The 22910-nt window shown below is 58.9% G+C and carries 19 protein-coding genes and 2 pseudogenes; 8 read left to right on the top strand and 13 right to left on the bottom strand.

The features are described from left to right. Positions 1-90: 90 nt before the first annotated feature. Entirely contained in the window at positions 91-1320 is a 1230-nt protein-coding gene (serA, locus tag L9059_RS08575) for a phosphoglycerate dehydrogenase (protein ID WP_247289989.1), read from the top strand. Positions 1321-1442: 122 nt separating this feature from the next. Beyond that, positions 1443-2775: pseudogene (locus tag L9059_RS08570) on the top strand (IS4 family transposase). Positions 2776-2819: 44 nt separating this feature from the next. Here L9059_RS08570 and L9059_RS08565 read toward each other — a convergent pair. After that, positions 2820-3245 (bottom strand): DUF4399 domain-containing protein, encoded by a 426-nt coding sequence (locus L9059_RS08565; protein WP_247289988.1) that lies wholly within the window; start codon positions 3243-3245, stop codon positions 2820-2822. Positions 3246-3379: 134 nt separating this feature from the next. Between L9059_RS08565 and L9059_RS08560 the strand changes: the two genes are divergently transcribed. Further along, positions 3380-3967 carry a transporter substrate-binding domain-containing protein gene (locus L9059_RS08560; RefSeq protein WP_247289987.1) on the top strand — a complete coding sequence of 196 codons (588 nt, stop codon included), beginning with the start codon at positions 3380-3382 and terminating at the stop codon, positions 3965-3967. Positions 3968-4007: 40 nt separating this feature from the next. Here L9059_RS08560 and L9059_RS08555 read toward each other — a convergent pair whose 3' ends face one another. Next, positions 4008-4490 carry a 2-thiouracil desulfurase family protein gene (locus tag L9059_RS08555; protein WP_247289985.1) on the bottom strand — a complete coding sequence of 161 codons (483 nt, stop codon included), beginning with the start codon at positions 4488-4490 and terminating at the stop codon, positions 4008-4010. 2 nt (positions 4491-4492) lie between these two features. Beyond that, entirely contained in the window at positions 4493-5125 is a 633-nt protein-coding gene (locus tag L9059_RS08550; protein WP_247289983.1) for a 2OG-Fe(II) oxygenase, read from the bottom strand. Between the two features lie 109 nt (positions 5126-5234). Between L9059_RS08550 and L9059_RS08545 the strand changes: the two genes are divergently transcribed. Continuing rightward, positions 5235-5981 (top strand): DUF2059 domain-containing protein, encoded by a 747-nt coding sequence (locus L9059_RS08545; RefSeq protein WP_247289981.1) that lies wholly within the window; start codon positions 5235-5237, stop codon positions 5979-5981. Between the two features lie 61 nt (positions 5982-6042). Here the strand turns inward: L9059_RS08545 and bipL are convergent, their stop codons facing one another. Then, positions 6043-6990: a phospholipase BipL gene (gene bipL / locus L9059_RS08540; RefSeq protein ID WP_247289979.1), complete on the bottom strand. Its 948-nt coding sequence runs from the start codon at positions 6988-6990 to the stop codon at positions 6043-6045. A 98-nt stretch (positions 6991-7088) separates the two neighbouring features. Between bipL and L9059_RS08535 the strand changes: the two genes are divergently transcribed. Together L9059_RS08535 and L9059_RS08530 are read left to right on the top strand one after the other, a co-directional pair. Further along, positions 7089-7670, top strand: a complete 582-nt coding sequence (locus L9059_RS08535; protein ID WP_247289978.1) for a DUF6436 domain-containing protein — start codon at positions 7089-7091, stop codon at positions 7668-7670. Positions 7671-7784: 114 nt separating this feature from the next. After that, a complete protein-coding gene (locus L9059_RS08530; RefSeq protein WP_247289976.1) occupies positions 7785-10190 on the top strand; it encodes a penicillin acylase family protein in 2406 nt (801 codons plus the stop codon). A gap of 54 nt (positions 10191-10244) precedes the next feature. Here L9059_RS08530 and L9059_RS08525 read toward each other — a convergent pair whose 3' ends face one another. After that, a complete protein-coding gene (locus L9059_RS08525; RefSeq protein WP_247289974.1) occupies positions 10245-11210 on the bottom strand; it encodes a GlxA family transcriptional regulator in 966 nt (321 codons plus the stop codon). Between the two features lie 349 nt (positions 11211-11559). On the opposite strand from L9059_RS08525, the gene L9059_RS08520 reads away from it, so the two are divergent. After that, positions 11560-12201 carry an HD domain-containing protein gene (locus L9059_RS08520; RefSeq protein WP_247289972.1) on the top strand — a complete coding sequence of 214 codons (642 nt, stop codon included), beginning with the start codon at positions 11560-11562 and terminating at the stop codon, positions 12199-12201. Positions 12202-12348: 147 nt separating this feature from the next. Here L9059_RS08520 and L9059_RS08515 read toward each other — a convergent pair whose 3' ends face one another. The 8 genes and pseudogenes from L9059_RS08515 to L9059_RS08475 all read right to left on the bottom strand — a co-directional run. Then, positions 12349-13239, bottom strand: a complete 891-nt coding sequence (locus L9059_RS08515) for an ABC transporter permease subunit (RefSeq protein WP_247289971.1) — start codon at positions 13237-13239, stop codon at positions 12349-12351. Further along, positions 13236-14117, bottom strand: coding sequence for an ABC transporter permease subunit (locus L9059_RS08510; protein ID WP_247290042.1), 882 nt, complete (start codon positions 14115-14117; stop codon positions 13236-13238). Before L9059_RS08510 ends, L9059_RS08515 begins: the two co-directional genes overlap by 4 nt. Positions 14118-14152: 35 nt before the next feature. Further along, a complete protein-coding gene (locus L9059_RS08505; protein WP_247289970.1) occupies positions 14153-15295 on the bottom strand; it encodes an ABC transporter ATP-binding protein in 1143 nt (380 codons plus the stop codon). Between the two features lie 72 nt (positions 15296-15367). Next, complete coding sequence (locus L9059_RS08500) at positions 15368-16465, bottom strand: polyamine ABC transporter substrate-binding protein (RefSeq protein WP_247289969.1); 1098 nt, start codon at positions 16463-16465, stop codon at positions 15368-15370. 241 nt (positions 16466-16706) lie between these two features. After that, entirely contained in the window at positions 16707-17804 is a 1098-nt protein-coding gene (locus L9059_RS08490) for a polyamine ABC transporter substrate-binding protein (protein ID WP_247290040.1), read from the bottom strand. A 182-nt stretch (positions 17805-17986) separates the two neighbouring features. Further along, the gene (locus L9059_RS08485) at positions 17987-19351 is read right to left on the bottom strand and encodes an aspartate aminotransferase family protein (protein WP_247289968.1); all 1365 of its coding nucleotides are present in this window, start codon (positions 19349-19351) and stop codon (positions 17987-17989) included. A gap of 58 nt (positions 19352-19409) precedes the next feature. Next, on the bottom strand, positions 19410-20768 hold the full coding sequence (locus tag L9059_RS08480) for a glutamine synthetase family protein (RefSeq protein ID WP_247289967.1): 1359 nt from the start codon (positions 20766-20768) through the stop codon (positions 19410-19412). A 78-nt stretch (positions 20769-20846) separates the two neighbouring features. After that, positions 20847-21096: pseudogene (locus tag L9059_RS08475) on the bottom strand (gamma-glutamyl-gamma-aminobutyrate hydrolase family protein); the annotation flags it as partial. A 278-nt stretch (positions 21097-21374) separates the two neighbouring features. On the opposite strand from L9059_RS08475, the gene L9059_RS08470 reads away from it, so the two are divergent. Continuing rightward, positions 21375-22751 (top strand): glutamine synthetase family protein, encoded by a 1377-nt coding sequence (locus L9059_RS08470; RefSeq protein WP_247289966.1) that lies wholly within the window; start codon positions 21375-21377, stop codon positions 22749-22751. Positions 22752-22910: the final 159 nt, after the last annotated feature.

Raw genomic sequence — 22910 nt, 5'->3', positions numbered from 1 at the left:
GCGATTCTGCGGTGACGGCTTTCCTGCCGTCCGGGTCAGCGTCTGTTGACCATTTCCTGCCATTTTTCTCCGGGATACAGGTTTACGCAGATGAGCAAGACTTCTCTCGATAAGAGCAAGATCAAGTTCCTTCTTCTCGAAGGCGTCCACCAATCGGCTGTCGACGTCCTCAAGGCGGCGGGCTACACCAGCATCGAGTACCTCACCGGTTCTCTGCCGGAAGCCCAACTGAAGGAAAAGATCGCTGATGCGCACTTCATCGGCATTCGCTCCCGCACGCAACTGACCGAAGAGATCTTCGATCACGCGAAGAAGCTCGTCGCTGTCGGTTGCTTCTGCATCGGCACCAACCAGGTCGACCTGAACGCGGCACGCGAACGTGGGATCGCGGTGTTCAACGCACCGTACTCCAACACTCGCTCCGTAGCCGAGCTGGTGCTGGCCGAAGCAATTCTGTTGCTGCGCGGCATCCCCGAGAAGAACGCCTCCTGCCATCGTGGCGGCTGGATCAAGAGCGCGGCCAACTCCTTCGAAATCCGCGGCAAGAAGCTGGGTATCGTGGGTTACGGTTCGATCGGCACCCAACTGTCGGTCCTGGCGGAAGGCCTGGGCATGCAGGTGTATTTCTACGACACCGTGACCAAGCTGCCATTGGGCAACGCGACCCAGGTCGGTAACCTGACCGAGCTGCTGGGCATGTCCGACATCGTCACCCTGCACGTTCCGGAAACAGCCGCCACCCAGTGGATGATCGGCGAGAAGGAAATCCGCGCTATCAAGAAGGGCGGCATCCTGATCAACGCTGCGCGCGGCACCGTGGTCGAACTGGACGCCCTGGCGGACGCGATCAAGGATAAGCACCTGATCGGCGCGGCCATCGACGTGTTCCCGGTAGAGCCTCGCTCCAACGACGAAGAGTTCGAAAGCCCGCTGCGTGGCCTGGACAACGTGATCCTGACCCCGCACATCGGTGGTTCCACTGCTGAGGCGCAAGCCAACATCGGTCTGGAAGTGGCAGAAAAACTGGTCAAGTACAGCGACAACGGTACCTCGGTATCGTCGGTGAACTTCCCGGAAGTAGCCCTGCCGGCTCACCCTGGCAAGCACCGCCTGCTGCACATCCACGAGAACATTCCAGGTGTGATGAGCGAGATCAACAAGGTCTTCGCCGAAAACGGCATCAACATTTCCGGGCAGTTCCTGCAGACCAACGAGAAAGTCGGTTACGTCGTGATCGACGTCGATGCCGATTACTCGGAGATCGCCCAGGAGAAGCTGCAGCACATCAACGGCACCATTCGTTGCCGCGTGTTGTTCTGATAGCAATTGCGAGCGACAAAAAAGGGAGCCTTCGGGCTAATGCCGATCAGTTAAGCCCTCACGCTTGACCTTTGGCCGCAAGAAATCAAAATCCGATGCCTGTACTGGCATCGGATTTTTTTATGCGTCTCGCTCGGGCACTGGAACTGACCCACAACATCGTCTCCACCCCTAACTCCATCGAGGGGTTAGATGCGTTGCTTGACCCATCTCTGGTCGAGCAGGCACTGGAACAGGCAGGCGTAGCGACCCTGCGCAAACGGCGTTTGCCATTGGAAATGATGCTCTGGTGAGTAATCTCCATGGCGTTCTTCCGGCGCATGTCGGCGTGGGATGTGGTCAGCCGCATGAACATCATGCTGCCAGGGCAACGCCCATTGGTGGCGCCCAGTGCCGTAGTCCAGGCCCGTCAGAAATTGGGGGGTGAAGCCGTGCGACAGGTCTTCCATCTGACCCAGAAAAGCTGGCATGAAGCAGCCAGTCATCCGACTTGGACCGGACTGCGTCTGCTGGGGGTCGATGGCGTTGTTTGGCGAACGCCCGATACGCCGAAAAATCGGGCGCGCTACGACTCGGCCAGTAACCAGCACGGCGATACCGGTTTTCCTCAAGTGCGCATGGTCTGCCAAATGGAGTTGACCAGCCATTTGCTGATTGGCAGTGCGTTTGACGGTTATCGCAGCAATGAAATGAAACTGGCGGAGCAACTGATCGAAACCACGCCCGATCACTCGTTGACGCCGTTTGATCGTGGCTTTTATTCCTTGGGCTTGCTGCACCAATGGCAGCAGGCAGGTACCGAGCGCCATTGGTTGATGCCGTTGCGCAAAGGTGCGCAGTACGAAGTGGTTCAGCGCTTGGGGCGCCAGGATGCCATTGTCTCGTTAAGCACTTCGCCGCAGGCCCGCAAGCAATGACCAGGGCTGCCGGAGCGCCTGACCGCGCGGCTCCTGAGCAAAACCCTCAAGGGCAAGGTTTGTCAGATCTTGACGTCGATGGCAGACCCGCTGCGCTTCTCGTCCGACGAAATCGTCGACCTGTACAGCCAGCGATGGGAGATCGAACTAGGGTTTCGGGAGATGAAACAGACCCTGCTCGACAGCAGCTATACGCTGCGTAGCAAGACGCCCGAGATGATCGCGCAGGAACTGTGGGGGGGTGTTGCTGGGCTACAACTTGTTGCGCTATCAGATGGTGGAAATGAGCCGCCACTGTCCAGGTATTTACCCGTGCGAAATGAGCTTTAGCGCCTGTACGTGGGCGATTCTAGGGTTTATCCACAGCGTCTCGGCCGACCGATCCGGCAACATCCCCAAGTACCTGGCCAAACTGCATGCCTCGGCCTCGCATTATGTCCTGCCGCATCGCCGGGAGGAGCGGGTTTATCCCCGGGCCATCCGGCTCAAATCGCCGAAACATCCGATCAGAAAGAAAAATGCCAGTCAGCTTAACTGACTGGCATTAAGCCTTCGGGCTCCCTTTTTCATGCCTGTGAAAAGTTACTTCACAGTGACGGTGATCTTCTTCGACACGATTGGCGGATCGAACGGCATGTGGCCGCTGTCGCCCAGTTCGAGCTGCAAGGTGTGCTTGCCCGGTGCCAGTTTGATCTCGGCCTGGGTTTGCGCCTTGCCAAAGTGCATGTGGTTGGCATCCAGCGGAATCGGCGCGCCCGCGGGCGGCAGCTTGTCGACATCGATCAGCAGGTGATGGTGACCGGTGTTTTTAGTGACATCACCAGCAGGGGCAAGGGATACGTCCTTGACGCCGAACTTGACGGTGAAGTTTTCCGGGACAGTGGCGCCGTCTTCGGGAGATACGATGAACACTTCTGCACCCTTGGGGGCCGGGGTCGCAGCCATTGCCAGCATCGAAGCCCCCATCAACAGGCCAGCCAATGCTGCTCGTGACATAAAGGTTTTCATTCTCTTCTCCAGTTTTTACGTAAAATCTTTGCAGTCATGACAACTTCATGACCATTTGTTGTCGAAGGCACTCGACAACCATAGCAAAGCGAGCCGATCCAGAGCCTCGCGATAATGAATCCAAAGGAGTGACCATGCGTTTTTTGCCTGGACTGATCTGCCTGCTACCCCTTTTGAGCCCACTGGCTCATGCCGAGTTGATTGACGATATCAACGACCGTGGCGAACTGCGCATTGCTCTTGAGGCGAATACACCGCCCTTCAATTTCAAGGACGACGGCAAACTCACCGGTTTTGAAGTCGAACTGGGCCAACTGCTGGCACAGGAGCTGGATGTGCGGGCCGACTTCGTCGTCGCCGATGCCAGCGAGCTGTTGCCCGGCGTTGAAAGCGGCAAGTACGACGTCGCCATCAACCACATAGCACTGACCTCGGATCTCAAGGATCGTTTCGACTTCAGCGAACCTTACAGTTATGCCAAGGCGGATCTGATCGCGCAGAAAGAACCGCAGCCGCGCTCAATCCTGCTGGTGCAGACCCTGGCGCAGGAAAAGCCTAAAGCGCCCGCGCCGGTGAGCCTGGCAATTCCGTTCCAGAAGGGCAACCCGGCATTTCATGCCAGCCTGGAGAATGCGTTGGGGCGGATCAAGGCCGATGGGCGCCTGGAAGCGCTGTCGCAGAAGTGGTTTGGCGCGGATACGAGTGTGGCGCCGAAGCCCTGATATCAGGCTGACAGACAACATAATCCCAGTGGAAGCGGCGTCAGGTGGAGTGGATCAGCGCGGCCGCTTCCGGCAGCTGCAGCTCGCTGAAAACCCGCACCCCGTGGCGTCGCAGCAACGCCGCTGTGACGCCTTCACCGCTGACCTTCACACCGCTGAACGTCCCGTCGTAGGTGAACAGATTCCCACATGACGGGCTGTTGGCCTTGAGCACCGCAATCCGGATGCCGTGCTTTTGCACCAGCTCCAGCGCCTGATAAGCCCCCGACAGGAACTCGGCGCTGACGTCCGCGCCGTCAATGGTGACGACCGCCGCCTGCCCATCCAGCACCTCACCGCCCTGCCCGCCCGGAATTTCTGCAGCAGCCCGGGGCGTCGGCAAGCCTCCGGCGACCTCGGGACACAAGGGTACGACCCGACCTTCATCGACCCATTGCTGCAGCTGATCGAACGGACCGCTGGCACCGCCGTCGTAGCGAACGCGGTGACCCAGCAGGCAGCGGCTTACCAGAATCTTCTGCATGATCAAAATGGCTCGTTGCCGCGACGCCGGAACCAGCCGGTCAGCGACAGGCGATTACGGCTCGCGGGCAGGACTTCGTGAGGCACTTCGCCCGACAGGAACACCACCAGGCAGCCACCGGTTGGCACTACGTCGTGCTTCACGCCTTCGTCCAGATACATGCGCAACTGGCCACCGTGCTCGGGCAGCCAGGCATCATTCAAGTAGACCACCGCCGACACCATGCGCCGGTCATCGTCGCGAAAGCGGTCGACGTGCTTGAGGTAAAAAGCGCCCGGCGGGTACAAAGCAAAATGACTCTCGAAATCCTCCAGGCCGAGAAACAGGCCTCGATTCATCGCCTCGCGCAGGCTGCCCATTAGTTGTAGATAACTGTCACAGGCCAACGCCTGGCCGGGTTCGATCCACTGGATGCGATCACCGCGAATGCCCTCGCGAATCTCCGAAGTATGGCCTCGCCCCACGGCTGCAGGTGCCAATTCGCCTTCGGCTGCACGTTTATGGCACTCAGCAGCCAGTTTCCGGGTCAGACCCAGAGGAAGGAAAATATTCTGCTGCGACCAGCCATGTGTGGCCAGGTCGTCGACGATACGTAACAGCAGCGGATGATCAGAGGGTATTTGCATGGCGCGCATAGTATTCCTGTGCCTGCAAATCCGACAGAGCCGCGCAGCGGCTTGATACGAATTCTCGACAAGTCCGAATGCCACACGGAGAATAGTCGCCTGCTGACAGGAGTCCCTAATGCGCCGTTTGCTTTTCTCACTGTTGATGTTCTGCGTTATGTCCGCTTGGGCAGACGGCCACGACCAGTTGTACAAGGTCGCCGGCTGGCCGGAACAACGCGCGCATTTCAACGATGCACTTGCGGCTGCCCAGCAGCGTTACCAGAACAGCCTGCCACCGGCTGTGTTCCAGGCATTGGTGAACAACAGCAACCAGCGTTTTGCGCCCCAGGCCGTGGATCAGCGCGCCGAGGCCCAACTGCGCAACACCCTGGCCGATCCCAAACCGGCATTGGCATTTTTCCAATCGCCGCTGGGCAGGAAAATCGTTGCGGCCGAGTTGCTGGCAACCCGCCGCGATCAGTTGGCGAAGAATGCCAAGGGCTTGCCGAAAATCGAGGCCAGTGACACGCGCATGCTGGTCATTGGTCATCTGGCCCAGGCCCTGCCCGCGCGCGAAGCGGGCGCCGAGGTCAGCCTTGCGATTGCCGGCGTTGCGGCAGACAGTCTCAGCTCGATGATCCCCGGTCTGCTCGGTGGTGGCCAGGCGCAGGGGATGTTGAATGGTCAGCGCCAGCGCCTGATGGACCAGATAGGCAGCGACCTGAACAACACGTTGCTGTACGTCTATCGCGACCTGTCGGACACCGAACTGGAGGAGTTCGCGACCTTTGCCGAGTCGAACGAGGGCAAGGCTTATTACCAGGCGGCGCTGGCGGCAATTCGGGCGGGGTTAGCGGTAGGGCAGACTAACCTTGGCCAATAATCTTCAGCGCCTGTTTGGGCACCCTTCGCGGGCTTGCCAGCGAAGGTTGCCCAAACAGAGGCTACGAATTCCGGCCCTTGATCCGCTTGGTCAAAAACCCGAAATACTCCGCCCTTAACGCCAGCGTCTCATTCGCCAAATGATGCCGTGCCTCAGGCAGCATCAATACCTGCGGCCGATCGAACTTGGCCCGCAATACCCCAAGATTATGCTGCCAGTCCACCGTCATGTCCGCCTGACCCTGCACGATCAGCGGCCGACGCGAGCTGTGCGGCGCCGCCTCGATGCGCTTGATCCAGCGGGCGAGCGCGCCGACCCATGCGGTGGGCAGGCGCAGCGGTTGCAGCGGGTCGGCCTGCAGGAAGGGCAGAAAGTCCGGGTCGTTAGAATTCTCGCTGAAGCGCCGTGCGATGGCTTTGATGAAGGGTCTGAGCAGGTAATAACTCAATTGTGACCAGCCCCATGCGCGCGGCCGAACCAGTGGCGCCAACAGAATGACCTGTCCTTGGGCTGGACTGTCCGCCCCAGCGTTAAGCACATGATCGATCACGATGGCACCGCCTGTGCTTTGCCCGCACAGGTGCCACGGCTGCGGCAGGGCAATGGACTTCGCCTCGACAAACAAGCCTTGCAGCGTGTCCTGGTACTCGCTGAAATCCCGGATGCTGGCCCGCTCGCCACTGGACAGGCCATGCCCCGGCAAGTCGCAGGCAATCACGGCGAAGCCCTGATCCAGCGCCCAGGCGATCACGTGCCGATACAAGCCGGCGTGATCATAAAAACCGTGGAACAGAAAAAGCGTCGCCTTTGCCCGCTCCGGCCACCAGAACTGGCTGACCAACTGATAACCACCCGCCTCGAATCGACCCAGCCCTCTACGCAGTTCGCGTCCGGGGAAATCCAGGCCATAAAAGTGCTGATACGCCTGCGCTTCCTCCGACAATGGCTGGGCCTCGGCCAATGGCCGCAGGCTGGCGCGCAAGTGATCGGGGGCGAAAGTGGCAGACATTAGCAATTTCCAGCGAAAGAAACGGACTTTATCGGCCTGCGATATTCATCTGTCCCGGCGAGCATGGCAAGCTAGCCGACCTCAAAGGAATGCAATCCATGCGCCCGGCCTACCGAACCACACTGCTCGCCAGCCTGCTCACCCTCGTGTGCGCCGCCGTACTGTGGGCGGCATACGACTGGTTTCAAGGGCGCTACCTGCGCGCATTCAGTGAACACACGGCAGTATTCTCCGGCGATCCCTTGCGTCTGCCGGACGACCTTGCAGGCCCCGGGGCCATTCGCCTGGTGCACTTCTGGGACCCTGCGTGCCCATGCAATGTAGGCAACCAGCAGCATCTACGCGAGCTGGTCGAGCGCTATGTCCCGCAGGGCATCGAGTTCTATACGGTGCAAAAGCCCGGCAGCCACGGTCAGTTACCGAACATCCTGGGTGGCCTGAAAGACATCAGCGTGTTGCCTGGCGCCGAGCAGATCCCCGCCAGCCCCGCCGTGGCGATCTGGGATCGCAGCGGCAAACTGGCGTATTTCGGCCCCTACAGCGAAGGCCTCACCTGCAATTCCAGCAACAGTTTCATCGAACCGATCCTGCAGGCGTTGAACGAAGGCCGTGAGGTGAGCGCCACCCACACTCTGGCGGTGGGGTGTTACTGCCCTTGGCCTGTGGCTACGACGAAGTAGGGACAAATACGGCAATACGAATCCCTCCTACGGGTGATGGGCCGATGTGGCCGCTCGTGTTAAACAGTGACGCCAGGGAATTGCTGCCACTCATAACAAGAACAAGGAACCACCATGAAACGTCTCCTGACTATGCTCGCTCTGCTGATTGTCGTGCTCGCCGCCGGCGCCGGCTGGTACGTCTACAGCAAGCAGCCGACACGCCAGGGCATGGTTGAACTGCAACACCTGCAAAGCTCCGTCACCGTCCGTTACGACGAGCGTGGCATCCCGCATATCCGCGCCGAAAACGAACCCGACCTGTACCGCGCGCTGGGCTATGTGCATGCCCAGGACCGTCTGTTCCAGATGGAAGTCCTGCGCCGTCTCGCTCGGGGTGAACTGGCCGAAGTGCTGGGACCGAAACTGCTCGATACCGACAAGCTGATGCGTAGCCTGCGCATTCGGGAGCGCGCTGAAACCTACTTCGCCAACCTGGATCAACAGTCGCCGGCGTTTGTCGCCATGCAGGCTTATCTGGACGGCATCAATCAGTATCAGGACAGCCATCCGCGGCCGGTCGAGTTCGACGTGCTGGGTATTCCCAAGCGTCCATTCACCGCACAGGACACCATCAGCATCGCCGGCTACATGGCTTACAGTTTCGCCGCAGCGTTCCGTACCGAGCCCTTGCTGACCTACGTGCGCGATCAGCTAGGTGCGAACTACCTCAGCGTTTTCGATCTCGACTGGCAGCCCAAAGGCGTGCTGGTAAATCACCAGGGGGGCAATGCTGGGCCACTTGCCACTGTCGACTGGAAGGACCTTAACGCCCTCGCCCGCCTGAGTGAACAGGCCCTGGCGGAACATGGCCTGCCGCAGTTCGAGGGCAGTAATGCCTGGGTCGTCGCCGGCAGCCGCACAAAGAGTGGCAAGCCGTTGCTGGCGGGAGACCCACACATTCGCTTTTCCGCGCCGTCGGTGTGGTATGAGGCGCAGCTCTCGGCACCAGGCTTCGACCTCTACGGCCACTATCAGGCGCTGATGCCGTTTGCTTCACTCGGCCTGAATCACGATTTCGGCTGGAGCATCACCATGTTCCAGAACGATGACCTGGACCTGATCGCGGAGAAGGTCAATCCGGACAACCCCAACCAGGTCTGGTATCGCGGCAAGTGGGTGGACATGACCTCCAGCGAACAGCAAATCGCTGTGAAGGGCCAGGCTCCAGTGACCCTGGTGCTGCGCCAGTCGCCCCACGGGCCGATCGTCAACGACGCCCTGGGGGCCAGCGTGGGCAAGACGCCGATCGCCATGTGGTGGGGCTTCCTCGAAAGCCAGAACCCGATACTCGAAGGCTTCTACCAGCTCAACCGTGCCGACACCCTGGCAAAGGCGCGCAGTGCCGCCGCCAAGGTCCAGGCCCCCGGCCTGAACATCGTCTGGGCCAATGCCAAGGGTGACATCGGGTGGTGGGCGGCTGCGCAGTTACCCAAGCGTCCAGCCGGCGTTCGGGGTGGCTTTATTCTCGATGGCAGCACCGCCGAGGCGGAGAAGGAAGGGTTCTATCCGTTCAGCGCCAACCCTCAGGAAGAGAATCCGGCGCGGGGCTATATCGTGTCTGCCAACTTCCAGCCCGTATCGCCGACCGGCATGGACATTCCCGGGTACTACAACCTGGCGGATCGTGGCCAGCAGCTCAATCGCCAGCTCGGCGACAAAGCCGTCAAGTGGGACCTGGAAGCCAGCCAGAAGCTGCAACTGGGCACCACCACCGGCTACGGGCCACGCTTGCTCGCCCCCTTGTTGCCGGTGCTGCGTGAAGTGGTGAGTGATCCGGCCGAACTGCAGCTGGTGGAGCAATTGGCCCAGTGGCAAGGTGATTACCCACTGGATTCCACCAGCGCCACGCTGTTCAACCAGTTCCTGTTCAACCTGACCGACGCAGCCATGCATGACGAACTGGGAGATGCGTTCTTCGAAACCCTGCTGTCGACCCGGGTGATCGATGCCGCGCTGCCCCGCTTGGCCGCCAACGCTTCTTCGCCGTGGTGGGACAACCGCGACACCCCCGTCAAGGAAACCCGCGCCGATACGGTCAAGGCAGCGTGGCAAGCGAGCCTGGCGCACCTCAAGAACACGCTCGGCGCAGACTTCGCGCAGTGGCAGTGGGGTAAGGCGCACACCCTGACCCATGCTCATCCGGTAGGGCAGCAAAAGCCGCTGGACCGAATATTCAACGTCGGCCCGTTCGCCGCGCCGGGCACTCATGAAGTACCCAACAACCTCTCGGCGAAGATCGGCCCGGCGCCCTGGCCTGTCACCTACGGTCCCTCAACCCGACGCCTGATCGACTTCGCCGACCCGGCCCACAGCCTGACCGTCAACCCGGTCGGCCAGAGCGGCGTGCCGCTCAACCGCCACTATGACGACCAGGCCGAGGCGTATATCGAAGGGATGTATTTCCAGGCTTACCTCAATGAAGAGGAAGTGGCGGCGAATACGCGCAGTACTTTGAAGTTGGTGCCAGGGGCTCGGTAGATTTGTGTTGGCTTGCACGCGAAGAGGCCAGCACAGACAACACATACCCCTGCCTCAAATCGACACCGCAAAATTCAACCTGAACTGCTGGGGCGTCACCCCCAGCCGACGGTTGAATACACTGCGCATATGCTGCGCATCCCGGAAACCACACTGATACGCCACCGTCTTGAGGGGTGCACGCGTGCTTTCCAGCAGCACCCGCGCCGCATCCACCCGCGCCCGCTCGACAAATTCCGCCGGGGTGATTTTCGCTTCCCGGGCAAACACCCGGGAGAAATTACGCGCGCTCATGTTCGCGGCGTTGGCCAGGTCGGCGATGGTCAGGTCGCCAGTGAGATTGGCCAACACATGCAGCTGCACCAGCGCTACCGCCGAAGTCGGTTCGGCATGGGGTGTGAGGAACGGGCTGAACTGCGACTGCCCGCCCGAGCGCTGGGTGAACACCACCAGCCGCTTTGCCACGCTCAATGCGACTTCCGGGCCGTGATCCTGGGTTAGCAGGAACAGCGACAGATCAATCCCCGCGGTGACCCCGGCCGAGGTGTAAAGCTCGCCATCCTGCACGTACAACCGGTCGGCTTCGACGCGCGTTCCAGGACATAAAGCGGCCAGCGCCGCCGCATCGCCCCAATGAGTGGTCACTGTTTTCGACTCCAGCAAACCGGCCCGGGCCAGCATGAACGCGCCATTGCAGATCGAGCCAAACCGTTGCGCCCGTGCGCTGGCTTCGCGTAGCCAGGTATCAAAAGCCGCGCCGAAATTCATTAACGGCAACTGCGGCCCGCCGGCCACCAACAGCAGGTCGTAAGCCTCCAGCGCTTCGCTGTAATGCCGATGGGCGTTGAGCGCCAACCCGTTGGAGCACGCCATCGCCCCATGCTCGACGCCGATCACTTCCAGGCGATAGTGCTCGGCCGGATCGAGAAATCGATTGGCTTCGCAAAACACGTCCATAGGCCCGGTAACGTCCAGGGACTGGACGCCGGCGAAGACCACGATGGCAACGGTTTTACTCATGGCAAAAATCGCCCTCTAGGGTTTCGATCATCAACACCCACCTGTGGCGAGGGAGCTTGCTCCCGCTGGGCTGCGCAGCGGCCCTGAAATCAGCCACCAAGTTCTATCCGCGAAAACGCGTCCAGCTGTTTTGCGACTGCTGCGCAGTCGAGCGGGAGCAAGCTCCCTCTCCACAAAAGCGCCTGCACTCCCAGCAAACTTAGCCAATCCCGGGGCAACAAGCGAGACTGGCGCGATATGCATGCTCATTGGCAAGGATCGCAGCCATGGCTCGATTGTCCGCAGTGGGGTGCGGGAACAGACTGGTTCCATCAGCGCCACCACGGCGTTTCCCACGAGGAAAGCATCCATGAGCAGCCAAATCGCCGGCATTCAGATACCCGACAGCGCCCTCGCCAGGGCCACCACCGAATACATCCGCGACGCCGAGTCTGACTTGCTCTATCACCATTCCCGTCGAGTATTTCTGTTCGGCGCGCTAAGCGGTGAACGCAAGCAACTGGCCTACAACCCCGAACTGCTGTACGTCGGCGCGATGTTTCATGACCTGGGCCTGGTGGAAGGCCATCGCTCCGCCGGCGAGCGTTTCGAGGTCGACAGTGCCAACGCCGCCAAGACTTTTCTCAAGCCCTATGGATTGAGCGACGATGACATTGAACAGGTATGGCTGTCGATTGCCTTGCACACCACACCGGGCGTACCACAACACCTTCGTCCCAATGTGGCGCTAGTGACGGCAGGGGTCGAGATGGACGTGCTGGGCATCGATTACGCGGCGTTTTCCACCGTGCAGCGCGAGGCGGTGGTGCATGCGCATCCAAGGGAAGAGGGGTTCAAGGAGTGCATCCTGTGTGCGTTTGCCAATGGCTTCAAGGATAAGCCGCAGACCACACTCGGCACGGTGAATGCGGATGTGCTGGTGGACAGCGAACCGGGGTTCAAGCCGATGAATTTTGTAGAGATCATCCGCAAGTCCCCGTGGATTTCCTGACCGGTGAAAAAACCTGTGGGAGCAGGCTTGCTCGCGAAGGCGGTGTATCAGTCGACTTCTCTATCGACTGACACGCTGCCTTCGCGAGCAAGCCCGCTCCCACATGGGATTGCGGTTGACCACAGATTGATGATCAACCTATCAGACTCAAACCGCTTCCGGCGCCTGCGCGCGACGCACGTCCGGTTGCTTCCACGAGTCGGCAGCACCTTCCTCGATCGCCTGCTGGATCGCTTTCTTGCGCGACTCTTCCGCACGACGGCTGAAGAACCACACCAGGAAGGTCACCAGCGACACTGCCAGCAGAATCAGGCTGGCCACGGCGTTGATCTCCGGCTTCACGCCCAGGCGCACGGCCGAGAACACTTCCATCGGCAGGGTCGTCGACCCCGGCCCGGAAACGAAACTCGCCAACACCAGGTCATCCAGGGACAGCGCGAAGGACATCATGCCCCCCGCTGCCAGGGATGGCGCGATCATCGGGATGGTGATCAGGAAAAACACCTTCCACGGCCGGGCGCCAAGGTCCATGGCCGCTTCTTCGATGGACAGGTCCAGCTCACGCAAACGCGCCGACACCACCACCGCTACATAGGCCGCACAGAATGTCGTGTGCGCGATCCAGATAGTGACAATGCCACGCTCCTGGGGCCAGCCGATCATTTGCGCCATCGCCACGAACAGCAGCAACAGCGACAGACCGGTTATCACCTCGGGCATTACCAGCGGCGCGGTGACCAGGCCGCCGAACAGCGTGCGGCCCTTGAAGTGGGTGATACGGGTGAGGACGAACGCCGCCAATGTCCCCAGCGCCACTGCCGCAATCGCGGTGTAGCAGGCGATTTCCAGCGAGCGCACCACCGAACCCATCAGTTGAGTGTTGTCCATCAGGCCGACGTACCACTTGATCGACCAGCCGCCCCACACCGTCACCAGTTTCGAGGCGTTGAACGAGTAGATCACCAGGATCAGCATCGGCGCGTAGATGAACAGCAGCCCCACTACCAGCATGAAACTCGAGAAACGGAAGCGCTTCATTCCTTGCCCTCCATCTCTTTGGCCTGGCTACGGTTGAACAGGATGATCGGCACGATCAGGATCGCCAGCATCACCACCGCCAGGGCAGACGCCACCGGCCAGTCACGGTTATTGAAGAACTCCTGCCACAACACTTTACCGATCATCAGAGTTTCCGGACCGCCGAGCAGTTCCGGGATCACGAACTCACCCACGACCGGAATGAACACCAGCATGCAGCCAGCGACTATGCCGTTCTTGGACAATGGAATGGTGATTTTCCAGAAACTGTTGAAGGTGCTCGAGCCCAGGTCGGATGCAGCTTCCAGCAGGCTGTTGTCGTGCTTCACCAGGTTGGCGTAAAGCGGCAGGATCATGAACGGCAGGTACGAATAAACCACGCCGATATAGACCGCCAGGTTGGTGTTGAGGATCTGCAGCGGTTCGTCGATCCAGCCCATGGTCATCAGGAAACCGTTGAGCAGACCGTTGTTGCTCAGGATGCCCATCCACGCATACACGCGAATCAGGATCGCGGTCCAGGTCGGCATCATGATCAACAGCACCAGCACTGTTTGCAGCTCTTTGCGCGCACTGGCAATGGCGTAGGCCATCGGGTAGCCGATCAGCAGGCAGAGGGTGGTGCTGATCAGCGCCATCTTCAGCGAACCGAGGTAGGCGGCAATGTACAACTCGTCGCCGGCCAGCATCGCGTAGTTGCCGAGATTGAGCAGCACCTGCAGCTTCTGGTCAACGAAGTTGTAGATCTCGGTGTACGGTGGAATGGCCACGTCGGCTTCGGCGAAGCTGATCTTCAGGACGATGATGAACGGCAGCATGAAGAACAGGAACAGCCAGATGAACGGAACCCCGATGACCAACTGGCGGCCACCGGGAATTATTCGATTGAGTCGGCGTTTGAATTTGCGCATGTTCATGAGCGAAGTACCACGCCGCTATCGTCTTCCCACCACACGTAGACCTGATCGCCCCAGGTAGGACGCTGGCCGCGACGTTCGGCGTTGGCCACGAATGACTGCACCAGCTTGCCGCTTGGCAGCTCGACGTAGAATACCGAGTGACCACCAAGGTAGGCGATGTCGTGGACCTTGCCGCTGGACCAGTTGTATTCGCAGGTCGGCATGTCGGCGGTGACCAGCAGTTTTTCCGGACGGATCGCGTAGGTGACCGACTTGTCCTGCACCGAGGTGCTGATGCCGTGGCCCACGTAGATTTTACGGTCCAGGTCCTTGCAGGTAATGATCGCGTGGCCTTCCGCGTCATCGATGACTTCGCCTTCGAAGATGTTCACGTTACCGATGAATTCGCAGACCAGGCGGCTGGTCGGGGTTTCGTAGATGTCGATCGGGCTGCCGATCTGGGCGATCCAGCCCAGGTGCATGATCGCAATGCGCTCGGCCATGGTCATGGCCTCTTCCTGGTCATGGGTAACCATGACGCAGGTTACGCCGACTCGCTCGATGATCTCCACCAGTTCCAACTGCATTTGCGAACGCAATTTCTTGTCCAATGCGCCCATCGGCTCGTCGAGCAGCAACAACTTTGGCCGCTTGGCCAGGGAGCGCGCCAGCGCCACACGCTGACGCTGACCACCGGACAGTTGATGCGGCTTGCGCTTGGCGTACTGGCTCATCTGCACCAGCTTGAGCATTTCGGCCACGCGGGCATCGACTTCAGCGGAGGAAATCTTGTCCTGCTTGAGGCCGAAGGCGATGTTCTGCGCCACGGTCATGTGCGGGAACAAGGCGTATGACTGGAACATCATGTTGATCGGCCGCTCGTATGGCGGCATATCAGTGATGTCCACGCCATCGAGGAAAATGCGCCCCTCCGTGGGCCGTTCGAAACCTGCGAGCATACGCAGCAAAGTGGATTTGCCCGATCCCGAACCGCCGAGCAGGGCGAATATCTCGCCTTTTTTGATTTCCAGGGACACATCGTCCACGGCAATCGTCTCGTCGAACTTCTTCGTGACCCGGTCGATTTTGACCAGCACCTGTTTAGGTGTCTGGTCGCCCTCGAGGGCTTTCTTATAGGCGCCGGAGGCAACTGCCATTTACGAAACTCCCAAAAAAAAGAGTGCAGTTCGCTCAAGGTGAGCCAACCTTGGATAGTTTGAGCCTTGAAGCTATTTACCCGTCTTGACCTTGGTCCAGCTGCGGGTCATCAACCGTTGAATTTTGGGTGGCAGCTCGATGGACACGTAGGTTTTGTCGAGGACTGCCTGCGGTGGATAAACCGCTTCGTCGGTGCGAATTGACTGCTCCATCAGTTTGTCCGACCCAGGATTTGGGTTGGCGTAGCCTACGTAATCACTGACCTGGGCGATCACCTCAGGTTTCAGCAAATAGTTGATGAAGGCGTGGGCTTCCTTGACGTTGCTCGAGTCCTTTGGAATCGCCAGCATGTCAAACCACAGCGCGCCACCTTCCTTGGGAATCGAATAGGCGATGTTCACACCCTTCTTCGCTTCTTCCGCGCGGTTCTTCGCCTGGAACATGTCGCCGGAGAAACCGATAGCCACGCAGATGTCGCCGTTGGCCAGGTCCGAGATGTATTTGGATGAGTGGAAATATGTCACGTAAGGCCGTACCGCCAGCAACTTGGCTTCAGCCTTCTTGTAGTCTGCCGGGTTGGTACTGTTGGCGTTCAGGCCCATGTAGTTGAGGACTGTCGGCATCATTTCATCGGCCGAATCGAGGAACGCCACACCGCAGCTGTGAAGCTTCTTGATGTTCTCCGGCTCGAAAAGCACTGCCCAGGAATCTATCTTGTCGACACCCAGTACAGCCTTGACCTTTTCGACGTTGTAACCGATCCCGTTGGTGCCCCACAGATATGGCACGGCATAGAGATTGCCCGGATCGTTCTGCTCCAGGCGCTTGAGCAGCACCGGGTCGAGGTTTGAGTAGTTCGGCAACTTCGACTTGTCGAGCTTCTGGAATGCACCCGCCTTGATCTGTTTGCCAAGGAAATGGTTGGACGGCACGACGACATCGTAACCGGTACGCCCGGCCAGCAACTTGCCTTCCAGGGTTTCGTTAGAATCGAAGACGTCATACACCGGTTTAATGCCGGTCTCTTTCTGGAAGTCTTCCAGGGTGGTCTGACCGATGTAGTCCGACCAGTTATAAATATGCACCGTACCGGCGGCCTGGACACTGGCAGCAACTGTCAGTCCCGTAGCCACCAGCAGGGCATTGCGCAACAAAGAAGAAATAGGCAAATGGAGGTCCTCTGAAATTAGTTGGGCCCAAGTTGCCCCGCGCTGCATGACAGCCTCGACTGCCCGACAACAAACCGGCGCGCAACTTACCCTCGAAAAACCGTTCCAGCAAAACTTTTATGCATATACCCCTGTAGGCGCGAGCTCGCTCGCGATGATCGCCAACGATAACGCGGGGTGCCTGACACCCAATGGCGCTTCGGCTTTCTTCACGAGCAAGCTCGCGCCTACAGGGGTTAACTTATTTACCCGATTTGATCCTGGTCCAACTGCGGGTCAGGATTCGCTGGGTAGCGGCCGGCAAGTCGGCAATCGCATACAGCTTGGCCAGAACGTCGGCTGGTGGATAAACGCCCGGGTCGCTGGTGATGTCTTTATCAACCAGTGGAGTTGCGGCTGCGTTACCGTTCGGGAAGCGCACGGCGTTGGTGATCTCCGCCATGACTTCAGGCTTCATCAGGAAGGTCATGAACTTGTAGGCGCCGTCGACGTTTTCGGCATCTTTAGGGATGGCGACCATGTCGTAGAAGCTGCCGGCACCTTCTTTGGGAATGTTGTAGCTGACTTTCACCTTGTCACCGGCTTCAGCCGCGCGAGACTTCGCCTGGTAGATGTCGCCCGAGTAACCGATGGCCACACAGATGTTACCGTTGGCCAGGTCGGAAATGTACTTGGAGGAGTGGAAGTAGCCGATCGAAGGACGGACTTTCAGGAACAGCGCTTCGGCTTCAGCCAGCTGTTTCTTGTCCTGGCTGTCGGTCGGATAGCCCAGGTAGTGCAGCGCCACCGGAATCATCTCGGTTGGCGAATCGAGGACACTGATGCCGCAGGATTTCAGCTTGGCAGCATTTTCCGGCTTGAAAATCAGGTCCCAGGAATTGGTTGGTGCATCGGCACCCAGTGCGGCCTTGACCTTTTCGTCGTTGAACCCGATACCGATCGAACCCCACATGTAAGGGAATGCATGTTCGTTACCCGGATCGCTCACCGATACCGCTTTGAGAAGATCGGTATTGAGGTTTTTCCACAACGGCAGTTTGGACTTGTCGAGCTTCTGGTACACGCCAGCCTTGATCTGCTTGGCCAGGAAGTTGTTCGACGGTACGACGATGTCGTAGCCAGACTTGCCGGCCAGCAACTTGGCTTCCAGCGTTTCGTTGCTGTCGAATACGTCGTAAACCACCTTGATGCCCGACTCGGCTTCGAACTTCTTGACGGTGTCCGGGGCGATGTAGTCAGACCAGTTGTATACGTGCAGAACCTTGTCGTCTGCCTGAACTGCGCCTGCCATCATGCCCATCATGGACATGGCCAGGAGGGTCTTGCCAGCTATCTTCATACCTAATGCCTTCATGGGTAATGCTCCAATTTTTCTTTTTAACCACGTGCTCATCGGCCTTTGCAGGGCATCTGAAACAACCGGTTGCCAGGCAAGTTCCGAGGCAGGCTTTCAAGGAAAGACCCATCCTTTGTTCGCCCTGAGCGAAATGCAAACCTTGCACTCCGCTCAGAGCCTAGCACTTAGCCCTGCAGCGCACTCAGTGTCAGGTCCAGGCACTTGCGAGCCTTGGCAACCAACTCATCGATTTCCGCCTTGGTGATCACCAGTGGCGGAGCGATGATCATGGTGTCGCCGACGGCGCGCATGATCAGGCCGTTGTCGAAGCAGAACGTGCGGCAAATCATGCCGACGCCGCGGCCTTCGTAACGTTTGCGAGTGGCCTTGTCCTGGACCAGTTCGATCGCCCCCAACAGCCCTACCCCACGTACTTCGCCTACCAATGGGTGATCGTTCAGTTCCCGCAGGCGACTTTGCAAATACGGTGCCGTTTCTGCGTGGACGTGCTCGATGATTTTTTCATCACGCAGGATGCGGATGTTTTCCAGCGCCACCGCAGCCGCCACCGGGTGACCGGAATAGGTGAAACCGTGGTTGAAGTCGCCGCCTTCGTTGAGTACTGCCACCACTTCGTCGCGCACGATCAGGCCACCCATGGGGATGTAGCCGGAGGTCAGGCCTTTGGCGATGGTCATCATGTCAGGCTTGAGGTCGTAGAAATCGGAACCGAACCACTCGCCGGTACGACCGAAACCGCAGATCACTTCGTCAGCCACGAACAGGATGTCGTACTTGGCGAGGATTTCCTTGATGCGCGGCCAGTAGGTCTCAGGCGGAATGATCACGCCGCCAGCGCCCTGGATTGGCTCGGCGATAAAGGCACCGACGTTATCAACGCCAACTTCCAGAATTTTTTCTTCCAGCTGATTGGCCGCCCATACGCCAAACTCTTCAGGCGTCATGTCGCCGCCTTCTGCGAACCAGTAAGGCTGGGCAATGTGGACGATGCCCGGAATCGGCAAGTCGCCCTGTTCATGCATATAAGTCATGCCACCCAGGCTCGCGCCGGCCACGGTGGAACCGTGATAGCCGTTCTTGCGACTGATGATGACTTTCTTGTTCGGCTGGCCTTTGATCGCCCAGTAGTGGCGCACCATCCGCAGCATGGTGTCGTTACCTTCGGAACCGGAACCGGTGAAGAACACGTGGTTCATACCTTCCGGCGCGATGTCGGCAATGGCCTTGGCCAGCTCCAGTACCGGGGGGTGGGCGGTCTGGAAGAACAGGTTGTAGTACGGCAGCTCGCGCATCTGCTTGCTGGCAGCGTCGGCCAGTTCGTCGCGACCGTAACCGATCGCTACACACCACAGGCCGGCCATACCGTCGAGGATCTTGTTACCTTCACTGTCCCAAAGGTAAACGCCCTTGGCGCTGGTGATAATACGCGGGCCTTTTTCCTTCAGCTGCTTGAAGTCACTGAACGGTGCCAGGTGGTGGTCGTTGCTCAGTGCTTGCCACTCGCGGGTTTGCGGATTGTTGCTGGTCATGCGAATTCTCCTAAGTTTGTAGTGAGGGCGCGGTTATTTCCTACCGCGCCGCAGCGCATCAGACGGCGAAGAGCAGGAATTCCCGCTCCCACGAACTGATCACGCGCTTGAAGTTTTCATGCTCGGCCCGCTTGACCGCGACGTAGCCAGTGATGAATTTCTTGCCCAGGTACTTCTCGATGGTCGCGCTGTTTTCCATGCGCTCCAGCGCGTCCTCAATGGTCAGTGGCAGACGCAGGTTGCGGCGTTCATAGCCTCGGCCCACCACCGGCGCACTCGGGTTCAAGCCCTCGACCATGCCGATGTACCCGCAGAGCAGACTCGCGGCGATCGCCAGGTAAGGGTTGGCGTCGGCACCCGGCAGGCGGTTTTCCACCCGACGGTTCTGCGGGCCGGCATCCGGCACCCTTAGGCCCACGGTGCGGTTTTCTTCGCCCCACTCCACGTTTACCGGCGCCGAGGTATCCGGCAGGAAGCGCCGGAACGAGTTGACGTTCGGCGCAAACAGCGGCAGCAGCTCGGGGATCAGCTTCTGCAGGCCACCGATGTGATGCAGGAACAGCTGGCTCATAGTCCCGTCTTCATTGGAGAAGACGTTCTTGCCGGTCTCAATATCGATAATGCTTTGGTGCAAGTGCATCGCGCTGCCCGGCTCACCGGTCATGGGCTTGGCCATAAAGGTGGCAGCCACATCGTGCTTGAGCGCGGCTTCGCGCATGGTGCGCTTGAAGATCAGGATCTGGTCGGCCAGGGACAGGGCATCGCCGTGACGGAAGTTGATTTCCATCTGCGCCGTACCGTCTTCGTGGATCAGCGTGTCGAGATCCAGCTCCTGCAGTTCGCACCAGTCGTAGACGTCTTCGAACAGTGGGTCGAATTCGTTCGCCGCCTCGATGGAAAACGACTGACGACCGATTTCCGGGCGACCGGAACGACCAATTGGCGGTTGCAACGGGTAGTCCGGATCATCACTGCGTTTGGTCAGGTAAAACTCCATTTCCGGCGCCACGATCGGCTGCCAGCCTTTGTCGGCATAGAGTTTAAGCACTTTCTTGAGCACGTTGCGCGGCGACAGCTCGATCGGATTACCTTGCTTGTCGTAGGTGTCGTGGATCACCTGGGCGGTTGGCTCGACTGACCAGGGCACCAGGTAAACCGCGTTCTGATCGGGGCGGCAGATCATGTCGATGTCGGCCGGGTCGAGCAGTTCGTAATAGATGTCGTCTTCGACATAGTCGCCAGTAACGGTCTGTAACAGAACGCTTTCGGGCAGGCGCATGCCTTTTTCCGCAATGAATTTGTTGGTCGGCGAAATCTTGCCCCGGGTGATACCGGTCAGATCGGCGATCATGCATTCGACTTCTGTGATCTTGTGGTCTTTCAACCAATCGGTGAGCTGGTCGAGGTTGTTACTCATAAATGCCTCTTAGGCTGAGTTGCCTGACTCTGATAAGTCAGGCGTTGTTTGACGCATCGGCGTCGTGTGGTACAGATTGCCCCTGCAATTGCCGGGCACATGAATGCTCACCTCGAAAGAAGCGTGGAGCAACAGGTGTGTAGGCGATGCGTGCAGAATTACCGGCAGTCCCCGACACGAAGTCCGGGCCGATACAGTAAAACGGTTCTATATTGGATGCAGAGCCTGTAAAGAGAATGCCATCCAGACCGTCCAGAATATCGGACGCTGCCAGCTGATCGGTCTGCGCAGAGCAGCCGGTGACGCCGATTAACGGCAGGCGAGACATGAAACACCCCGGTATTATTGCTGTTATGGGTTTGATTCGAGCTTAGCCTTGTTCATTTTTTTACACAACACCCCCGTAAAAAATACAACACGGCCCGCTCAAGGTCGCAGGCGCTAAAGCGCTCAAAGGTATAAAAACGCCCCAAAGTGCCTCAAAAAAGCCTCATGGGCGCTTTTTTAGGGCAAAAAAGGCCTCGCTTGACTTCGGCATGCCGTTCGGGTTGACTGAAACCCGAAGAGATCAATGATTGATATTTTTAACAACAAAGGTGTTGCATCATGTCGGTACCCCCGCGTGCCGTTCAGCTTAACGAAGCGAACGCGTTCCTTAAGGAACATCCTGAGGTTCTGTACGTTGACCTTCTGATTGCGGATATGAATGGTGTGGTGCGCGGCAAGCGCATTGAACGCACCAGTCTCCACAAGGTTTACGAGAAAGGCATCAACCTGCCGGCCTCTCTATTTGCTCTGGATATCAATGGTTCGACGGTGGAAAGCACCGGCCTGGGCCTGGACATCGGCGATGCTGACCGAATCTGTTATCCAATCCCTGACACCCTGTGCAACGAGCCTTGGCAGAAGCGCCCTACCGCGCAACTGTTGATGACCATGCACGAACTCGAAGGCGAACCCTTCTTCGCGGATCCTCGGGAAGTCCTGCGTCAGGTAGTCACCAAGTTCGACGAAATGGGTCTGACGATCTGTGCCGCCTTCGAACTTGAGTTCTACCTGATTGACCAGGAGAACGTGAACGGTCGCCCGCAACCTCCGCGCTCGCCGATCTCCGGCAAACGCCCGCACTCGACACAGGTCTACCTGATCGACGACCTCGACGAATACGTCGACTGCCTCCAGGACATTCTGGAAGGTGCGAAGGAGCAAGGCATTCCTGCCGACGCGATCGTCAAGGAAAGTGCCCCGGCGCAGTTCGAAGTGAACCTGCACCACGTTGCCGATCCGATAAAGGCGTGCGACTACGCGGTACTGCTCAAGCGCCTGATCAAAAACATCGCCTACGACCATGAAATGGATACCACCTTCATGGCCAAGCCTTACCCGGGCCAGGCAGGTAATGGACTGCACGTCCACATTTCGATCCTTGATAAAGACGGCAAGAATATTTTTGCCAGTGAGGATCCCGAGCAGAACGCCGCACTGCGTCACGCGATCGGCGGTGTGCTCGAGACCCTACCGGCGCAGATGGCTTTCCTCTGCCCGAACGTCAACTCCTACCGTCGCTTCGGCGCACAGTTCTACGTGCCGAACGCGCCGTGCTGGGGCCTGGACAACCGGACTGTAGCGGTGCGTGTACCGACCGGTTCCGCCGACGCCGTCCGCCTGGAGCACCGCGTTGCCGGCGCCGACGCCAACCCGTACCTGCTAATGGCTTCGGTACTGGCGGGCGTACACCATGGCCTGGTCAACAAAATCGAACCTGGCGCTCCCGTGGAAGGCAACTCCTACGAGCAGAACGAGCAGAGCCTGCCGAACAACCTGCGTGATGCACTGCGCGAGCTGGACGACAGCGAAGTGATGGCCAAGTACATCGATCCAAAATACATCGACATTTTTGTCGCGTGTAAAGAGAGCGAGCTGGAGGAGTTTGAACACTCCATCTCCGATCTTGAGTACAACTGGTACCTGCATACCGTTTAAATGACTGCAGTAAAACAAACGCCGTTGGCTGGTAAAGCTGACGGCGTTTTTTTATGGCCGCCTGCGGCGGATCGCTGGCAAGCCAGCTCCCACAAGTTACTTGCCGCACACAAAATTTGTGTTTCGCTGGAAATCCTGGTGGGAGCTGGCTTGCCAGCG

The sequence above is a fragment of the Pseudomonas violetae genome, assembly GCF_023072615.1.
In the GTDB taxonomy this organism is placed as follows: domain Bacteria; phylum Pseudomonadota; class Gammaproteobacteria; order Pseudomonadales; family Pseudomonadaceae; genus Aquipseudomonas; species Aquipseudomonas violetae.
The sequence above is the reverse complement of the archived record's forward strand: the minus strand, read 5'-3'. Positions and strand labels throughout refer to the sequence as shown.